The organism is Rhizobacter sp. P3_C12, from assembly GCF_056402735.1.
In genome coordinates, this window is record NZ_JBFUGW010000270.1 from 1 (window position 1) to 8,199 (window position 8,199).

Genomic DNA, 8,199 nt, shown 5'->3' on the forward strand with positions numbered 1-8,199 from the left:
GCATCGTCGAGCGCGAACAGCACCGGGTTGGCGCCCGGCGGCGATTGCCATTCGGCATTGAACAGCGCGTTCTTCGCGATCGTGAAATCGGCCATCACGGTGCTGTGCACCGCCAGCCATTCGCGCGCGGCGCGAAAGCGCGGGATCGTCACGCTGCTGCGCGAGAAGAACATCTCGTCGAGGTCGTTGCCGAGGTTCAGCGAGACGATGTTGAGCAGCGGCGCGGCGGCCTGCTGGTCGCCGCTGACCTGGCCGTGGTGGCCGTGGTGGCGGTAATCGCTGGCCCACGACTGCAGCGATTCGACATCGGTGGCGGCCGCGGCCATCAGGCGCGCGCCGCCGGCCCGGCGGCCGGGCAGTTCTGCCGCGACCAGCGCGCCGAAGGTCTGGCCGAAATCGAAGCCCCAGCCGAGCGCCTGCGAATCGCCGACCACCAGCACGTCGGTCTCGGCCGCGAGCGTGGCCGCGCTGCAGTCGGCCACGCGCAGGCCCTGCGCATCGGTGCACAGCGCGAACGGCTCGCGGCCGGCGAGCTGGATCGTCGCGTCGAAGCCGGCCGGCATGCGCAGCGCGCCGTCGGGGTCGCTGACGGCAGGGATCGCCGGGCGCTTGTTCAGGTGCACGATGCGGCTCATGCCTTCGAGCAGCAGCGCGACCACCGCCAGCACGATCAGGCATTCGAGCACGGTGCCGGCGGCACGGCGCAGGCCGCTGGCGGGTGCCACGGGTGCCGGATCGCGGGGGATGGTCATCGCGGTGCCTCAGGCACTCAGAACAGCGGGTACAGGAACGGTGCCAGCGCGCCGGACGACGACACGATCGCCAGCAGCACCGAGATCACCAGCAGCACCGGCAGCAGGATCAGCAGCCAGCGCTGGCGCCGCTGCGCGAGCGCGCCCACCATGTCGCGCAGCGACGCGGAGATGCTTTGGATCATCCAGACGATCTTCATGGGGTTCTCCTGTGAAGGTGAGCTCAGTAGCGCTTGCGCAGCACCAGGTCGTCGATCACCAGCATGTCGATGCCGGTGCGGGCGAACATCGCGAGCGCCATGCGCGGGTGGCCGACCATCGGCAGCGAGCGCTCGTTCAGCGAGGTGTTGAGCAGCGCGGCCACGCCGCTGTGCCGGCCGAAGCGGTTCAGCAGCGCCCAGTAGCGCGGGTTGTCGTCGCGCGTGCAGACCTGCGGGCGCGTCGTGCCGTCGGCGTGGATCGCGCCGCGCAGCTGCGTGCGGTAGGCCTCGCGCACCGGCCAGATGGTCTGCATCCACTTCATCACCGGCTCGGCGGCCCAGCGGGTGTCGAGCACCTGCTCGGCCTGTTCGGCGGCGATCGACAGCGCATACGGCCGGAAGTGGGTGTGCGATTTCACGGTGCGGCTCATGCGGCGCACCGTGTCGAGCTTGCCGGGGTGCACCAGCAGCGAGCGGTTGCCGAGCGCCCGCGGGCCGACCTCGAAGCGGCCCTGTACCCACGCGACGATCGCGCCGTCGGCCAGCGCCTGGCTCACCTCGTCGAGCAGGCTGTCGTCGTCGGCATGGCGGGTGCTGCCGATGCCGGCGGCCTGCAGCGCGCCCAGCGCCTGGTGGCCGAGCAGGAAGCTGAACGAGGGATCGGCCTCGATCAGCGGCTCGAGATCGTGCTGCGCATGCGACGAGCCGAGGTACGGGTGGCGGATCGGCTGCACCGGGCCATGCTGTGCGGCACGCAGCATCGCCGCGCCGAAGGCCGCGCCGCCATCGCCCGGGTCCGGCGGCACGAAGAAGTGCTCGAACGCGCTGCGCTCGATCAGCTCGGTGTTGGCCAGGCAGTTCAGTGCGACGCCGCCGGCGAAGCACAGGTTGCGCGAGCCGGTCTGGCGCGACAGGCGCGACGCGAGCCCGAGCAGCACCTCGGCCAGCACATGCTGCAGGCTGGCGGCGATGTCGGCGCAGCGCTGGTCGTCGTCGGGCACCTGCTGCGGGCCGTCGGCCAGCGAGTCGAAGGCATACGGCTGGCGGAAATCGCGCGGCGGGCCGAAGGCGGCGATCAGCGGCGCGGCGAACAGCGTGGACGCGTCGCCGTCGAAATTGAAGTGCGACACCTCGATCACGTAGCTGCCGTCGGGCTCGCTGCGCATCACGCGCCGCATCGCCTCGGCGAAGCGCGGCTTGCCGAACGCAGCCAGCGCCATCGTGCTCGCCTCGCCGGAATTCGGCTTGAAGCCGAGGTAGGCGGTGAAGGCGGCATAGACGAGGCCGATCGAGTGCGGGTACTCGTACTGTTCGAGGATCTTGAGGCCCTGGCTCGCATCGCGACTTGCATGTGCGAGCGTCGTGCAATCCCACTCGCCGATACCGTCGAGCACCAGCACCGCGGCCTCGTCGAACGGGGAGGCGTAGAAGGCCTGCGCGACGTGCGAATGGTGGTGCGCCGCGAGGTGGATGCGCGACGGCGGGACGCCGAAGCGCGAGCTCAGCGCGGCGCGCGTCCAGAGCTTGTCGCGCAACCAGCTGCGGTTGGCCGAGACGAAATCGCGCAGCCCGCGCGGAAAGCGCGCGAAGCCGTTGGTCAGCACGCGCGAGTACTTCGGGCCGGGCTGCTCGTAGAACACGACCTCGTCGACCTCGTCGAGCGCCAGGCCCTGCTCGCGCAGCTGCGCCGCCAGCGACAGCGCCGGGTAGCTGCTGTCGTGCTTGTGCAGCGTGTAGCGCTCCTCGGAGGCCATGCTGACCAGCACGCCATCGCGCACCACGCAGGCGGCGCCATCATGGAAGTCATACGACAGACCGACAATGTTCATGGGTCATCCTCGAACGGCTGACAGCGGACGAACTGCAACGGAACTGCGGGGACTGCGGGGACTGCGACAACGGAACAACGGGGGGACTGCAACGGCGAACTGCAATGAGAAGCGCGCGGCCGCTCGAGGCGGGCGATCGCGTACAGCCGTACCGCCGGCACGTGGTGGACGTGCCTCAGCGGAAATTCGCGGACTTCAGTGAGCCGGTGGGCTCAGGCGAGGGAGGGTGTCGAGCGACCGAGTGGGGTCACTCGGCCGACGCAGAATAACGAAGCGCTCCGGATGCTGCAACCCTTTTCTTCAGGGACGCCACACCGCCGACACGAGCCACAGGTTGGCTGCGCTGATCAGCACGAACAGCGTCCACGCACCGGTCTTCAGCCACGGCCCGTTCGCGAACGATCCCATCAATGCGCGGTCGCTGGTGAAGCGGATCAGCGGCCAGATCGCGAACGGCAGCTGGAAGCTCAGCACCACCTGGCTCGCCACCAGCAGCTTGCCGACACCCGCGTCGCCCAGCCACAGCACGCCGCCCAGCGCCGGCAGCAGCGCGAGGCCGCGCGTGATCAGGCGGCGCTGCCAGCACGGGATCTTCAGGTCGAGGAAGCCTTCCATCAGCACCTGCCCGGCGATGGTGCCGGTGAAGGTGGAGCTCTGCCCGGCCGCCAGCAGCGCGACGCCGAACAGCACCGAGGCGAACACGCCGCCGACCAGCGGATCGAGCAGGTGGTACGCATCCTGGATCTCGGTGACCTCGGTGTGCCCGCTGCCGTGGAAGGCCGCGGCCGCGAGCGTCAGGATGGCCGCGTTCACCAGCAGCGCGAGCGACAGCGAGACCACGGTGTCCAGCGTCGACAGCCCGATCGCCTCGCGCTGGCTGGCATCGTCGCCGGCGACGTGGCGCGTCTGCACGATCGACGAATGCAGGTACAGGTTGTGCGGCATCACGGTGGCGCCGAGGATGCCGATCGCGAGGTACAGCGCCTGCGGGTTCTCGACGGCCGACAGGCGCGGAACGAAGCCCTGGGCGACGGCGCGCCAGTCGGGCCCGACCAGCGCGAGCTCGACCGCGTAGCAGGCGCCGATCGTGACGATCAGCCCGAGCACGATCGCCTCGACCTGCCGGAAGCCCTGGCCCCTGAGCCCGAGCACGACCAGCGTGTCGAACGCGGTGATCACGATGCCGGTGACCAGCGACACGCCGAACAGCAGGTGCAGCGCGAGCGCACTGCCCAGCACCTCGGCCACGTCGCACGCGATGATCGCGAGCTCGGCCAGGATCCACAGCACGCGGCTGGTTGCTTTCGGGTAGTGGTCGCGGCAGGCGCGCGCGAGGTCCTTGCGGGCGACCAGGCCGAGGCGCAGCGAGAGCGTCTGCAGCAGCATCGCCGCGAGGCTCGACAGCAGCACCACGCACAGCAGCGCGTAGCCGTAGCGCGAGCCGGCCTCGATGTCGGTCGCCCAGTTGCCGGGGTCCATGTAGCCGACCGACACCAGCAGCCCCGGGCCGGCGACGCGCAGCAGCTTGCGCCACAGCGGCGCCTGCGCGGGGATCGCGATGCTGCCGCGCACTTCGGACGGGCAGAACGGGGCGGTGGCGGTGCGCGGCAATGAAAACATGGAATCGCATTCTGCCGGCTGCTGACAACACGTTGTCAGCAGCCGCCGCGCAGCATCGCGGCTCCGTTCCAAGCCACGCAACCCGCCCACCCCCGGAGACCGCCATGACCGACCCCATCCGCAGCGCCCTCAACTGGTTCGAGATCCCGGTCACCGACCTCGACCGCGCCCAGGCCTTCTACGAGAAGCTGTTCGCCACCACGTTGCGCCGCGAGCCGATGGGCGACGTGACGCTCGCGGTGTTCGGCTACGACGAGCCGGGTGTCGGCGGCTGCCTGATCGCCGGCGACAGCGTCGCGCCGCCATCGCGGCAGGGCACCATCGTCTACCTGAATGCGCAGCCCTCGCTCGATGCGGTGCTCGAGCGCGTGCAGGCCGCCGGCGGCGCGATCACCACGCCCAAGGTGACGCTGCCGGGCGAGATGGGCTGCTTCGCCCACATCGCCGACAGCGAAGGCAACCGCATCGGCCTGCACGCGTTGGCTTAGCATCCGTCCACCATGCGCCGTGCCGACCGCCTGTTCCAACTCGTGCAGCTCGTTCGCGGGCGGCGCCTGACCACGGCCGAGTTCATCGCCGAGCGGCTCGAGGTGTCGGCGCGCACGGTGTACCGCGACGTGGCCGATCTGCAGCTGCAGGGCGTGCCGATCGAGGGCGAGGCCGGTGTCGGCTACCGCATGCGCGCCGGCTTCGACCTGCCGCCGCTGATGTTCACCGGCGAGGAGGCACAGGCGCTGGTGGCGGCGGTGCGCATCGCGCAGCCGCGCATCGATGCGGCGCTGGCGGCGCGCGCCGACGCGGCCTTGTCGAAGATCCTGTCGGTGCTGCCCAGCGCGGCGCGCGCGGCCGCCGAGAGCCTGGCGCTGTACGCGCCCACCTTCGAGTTCGATCCGCGGGCGCGCTCGCACCTGGAGCTGCTGCGGCTGGCCGCCGAATCGCGGCGCCGCGTCGAGTTGCAGTATGTCGACCTGAAGGAGGTCAGCACCGAGCGCACCGTGCGCMCGCTCGGCTGCTTCTACTGGGGCGCGGTGTGGACGCTGGCCGCCTGGTGCGAGACGCGCGAGAGCTTTCGCAGCTTCCGCGTCGACCGCATCCGCGAGCTGATCGTCACTGACACCGCGTTCCGCGACGAGCCCGGCAAGACGCTGGCCGACCTGTTCCGGCACAACGAAGCGGCGGCCGAGGCGCATCGCAACGCGAACGCGGCCTGAGCGGCGGCAGGGCCGCGTGGGCCGCCCTCTAAGATGGCGGACCCCTACACCCCACCCTGCCCATGATTCAGCTGTATTACTTCCCCGGCAACGCCAGCATGGCGCCGCACATGCTGCTCGAAGAGCTCGGCATCCCGTTCGAACTGGTGCGCGTCGAGAGAGAGAAGGGCGCGTTGCGCTCGCCCGAGTACCTGAAGATGAACCCGAACGGGCTGATCCCGGTGATGGTCGACGGCGACCTGGTGATGTACGAGGGCGCGGCGATCTGCCTGCACCTGGCCGACACGCACCCGCAGGCCGGCCTGGCGCCGGCGCTCGGCACGCCGCAGCGGGCGCATTTCTACAAGTGGCTGATGTGGCTGACCAACACGCTGCAGCCGGCACTGATCTCATACTTCTACCCGGACCGCTATGTGCGCGATGCCGAGGTGGTGTCGCAGGTGAAGGACTGTGCCGAGGCGCGTGTCGGCGCGGCCATCGACATCCTGGAGGCCGAGCTGGCATCGCACGGCAAGCCGTGGCTGCTGGGCGATGCGTACAGCGCGCTCGACCCGTATGCGCTGATGCTGTGCCGCTGGACGCGCAACTTCCACCGGCCAGCGCGCAGCCTGCCGGCACTCGGCGCCTACGTGCAGCGCGTGCTGGGGCGGCCGGCGGTGCAGCGGATGTACGCGAGCGAGGGGCTGCAGCCGCCGCTGGTCTGAAGGCCGGGCGCCGCTGAATGCAGCGCGCGCTCCTCCTTCAGGTTGATGAGGACGGATGTCCCCAGCCCGTTGACTCGCAGTGGAGTGCTGGTTAACGTTCGCCCCCACGGCAACGGCATCGATTGATATCGACTGATGCGCGCCAAGCCAGACCCGCTCACAAAAGCGGGCAGTGCATGCGGACCCGCAGGTCCGCCCCGCCCATCGATCCGTTGATCCCCTGAGGGAGAAGCCCTTGCATTCATCGCACCATGTTGCCGTGGTGAGGCGCGGCGTTGCCGTGTCTCGGACGGTCTTGAACTTCATCGTCGCCGTGTGGCTGCTGGCCTGCGCGGCCTCCGCGGTAGCGCAGTCGCCGGTCCAGCCTCCGGCCGACCCGTTCAACTACTCGCGCACGACGAGCTACACCTACCGTCCCGACGGTCTCGTGGAGACGGAGACGGTCGAGCCCGGCAACCCGCAGCTGTGCGTCGTGACGACGTACAGCTACGACGCGCGSGGCAACCGCACCGGCACGCGCCAAGCCAACTGCGCGGGGGCGACGGGCGAGGCGCTCTTCACGCCGCGCACGAGCACGACAACCTTCGGCGCGCAGACGGTGACGATCGGCGGGCAGAGCATCAAGGTGCCCGCCGGCACGCTACCGAGCGAGCGCAGGAATGCGCTTCAGCAGCTCGAGACGCAGACAGTGGACCCGCGCTTCGGCACGGTGCTGAGCAAGACAGATGCGAACGGGCTGACCACGCACTGGGAGGTCGACGATCTGGGGCGCACGACGCGCGAGACCCGTCCCGACGGCATGCGGGTGATCACAGCCTACTGCCTCATTGCGGGTCGCGTGAACCCGGCCGGCGACACCTCGAGCAACAGCCCCAGTTGCCCGAGCCCGAGTGCAGCCGAGATCCCGGCAGATGCGCTGGAGTTCACGCACGTGGAGCCACGCGACGCGAGTGGCACGGAAGGCGTCAAGAACGGCTCGTTCACTCGCAAGTACCTGGACCGCGCAGGCCGGCTGCTGCGCCATGTCACCGAAGCCTTCGATGGTCCGACACAACCCGGTGGCACGAACCGCCTGATCGCCACCGACACCGAGTACGGCGACCTGGGCCAGGTGCTGGTGCAGACGCAGYCGTACTTCCTGGACAGCGGGTCATCCACGAGCGCAGGCGGTGGCGACGTAGGGCTCACGCGCACCGAGTACGACGCGCTGGGCCGCCCGGTCCGGGTCTACACCGCCGACAGCCACGGCAGCCAGCCGGGCGTGAGCTTCGGCAGCCACGGCGCTAGCCGGGCGCGGGTGTCCAGCGTGGCCTACGGCGCGCTGGTGACCACCACCACCGACGACCAGGGCCACACACGGCGCGAGGAACGCAATGTGGAGGGCCACCCGATCCGCATCACCGATGCACAGGGCGCCCAACTCGTCCACCAGCACGACGCGTTCGGCAACCTGGTGGCGACGAAGGACGCGCTGCAGAACACCGTGCAGATCGCCTACGACGTGCGCGGCAACAAGCTGAAGCTGACCGACCCGGACGCCGGGGTGATCGAGTACCKCCACGACGCACTGGGCCAGGTGGTGTGGCAGCAGAACCCGTTGCAGAAGCAGCGCGGCGGCTCGACGACGATGAAGTACGACGAACTCGGGCGAATGACGCTGCGCATCGAGCCGGAGTACCGCAGCACGTGGACCTACGACAGCTGCGCGATGGGCATCGGCAAGCTGTGCGCGACGACTGCCAACACAGACCTCAGCCGGCAGTGGGTGTACGACAGCCTGGGTAGGCTGATCAACACCCGCACGAGCATCGCCAACGGGCCGAGCTTTGCGAGTGCGCTGAGCTATGACGCCAACGGCCGGCAAGCGACGCAGACCTGGCCGA

General features: G+C 69.7%; 7 protein-coding genes and 1 pseudogene. 4 read left to right on the top strand and 4 right to left on the bottom strand.

What is annotated here, in order from left to right:
• The 4 genes from AC1DXV_RS27875 to AC1DXV_RS27890 all read right to left on the bottom strand — a co-directional run.
• Nucleotides 1-752 (bottom strand): hypothetical protein (locus AC1DXV_RS27875; RefSeq protein ID WP_477936635.1); only part of this gene is annotated, 752 nt, incomplete at its 3' end.
• Between the two features lie 17 nt (nt 753-769).
• Nucleotides 770-952, bottom strand: coding sequence for a DUF5989 family protein (locus tag AC1DXV_RS27880; protein ID WP_047508213.1), 183 nt, complete (start codon nt 950-952; stop codon nt 770-772).
• Nucleotides 953-975: 23 nt separating this feature from the next.
• Complete coding sequence (locus AC1DXV_RS27885) at nt 976-2,781, bottom strand: carbamoyltransferase family protein (RefSeq protein WP_477870148.1); 1,806 nt, start codon at nt 2,779-2,781, stop codon at nt 976-978.
• A gap of 300 nt (nt 2,782-3,081) precedes the next feature.
• A complete protein-coding gene (locus AC1DXV_RS27890; RefSeq protein WP_477936637.1) occupies nt 3,082-4,401 on the bottom strand; it encodes an Nramp family divalent metal transporter in 1,320 nt (439 codons plus the stop codon).
• Between the two features lie 104 nt (nt 4,402-4,505).
• Between AC1DXV_RS27890 and AC1DXV_RS27895 the strand changes: the two genes are divergently transcribed.
• The 4 genes and pseudogenes from AC1DXV_RS27895 to AC1DXV_RS27910 form a co-directional block, all read left to right on the top strand.
• Entirely contained in the window at nt 4,506-4,889 is a 384-nt protein-coding gene (locus AC1DXV_RS27895) for a VOC family protein (protein WP_477936639.1), read from the top strand.
• A gap of 12 nt (nt 4,890-4,901) precedes the next feature.
• Nucleotides 4,902-5,612 carry a helix-turn-helix transcriptional regulator gene (locus AC1DXV_RS27900; protein ID WP_477936641.1) on the top strand — a complete coding sequence of 237 codons (711 nt, stop codon included), beginning with the start codon at nt 4,902-4,904 and terminating at the stop codon, nt 5,610-5,612.
• 62 nt (nt 5,613-5,674) lie between these two features.
• Nucleotides 5,675-6,316, top strand: coding sequence for a glutathione S-transferase family protein (locus tag AC1DXV_RS27905; protein WP_477864900.1), 642 nt, complete (start codon nt 5,675-5,677; stop codon nt 6,314-6,316).
• A gap of 295 nt (nt 6,317-6,611) precedes the next feature.
• A pseudogene (locus tag AC1DXV_RS27910) lies at nt 6,612-8,199 on the top strand (hypothetical protein); the annotation flags it as partial.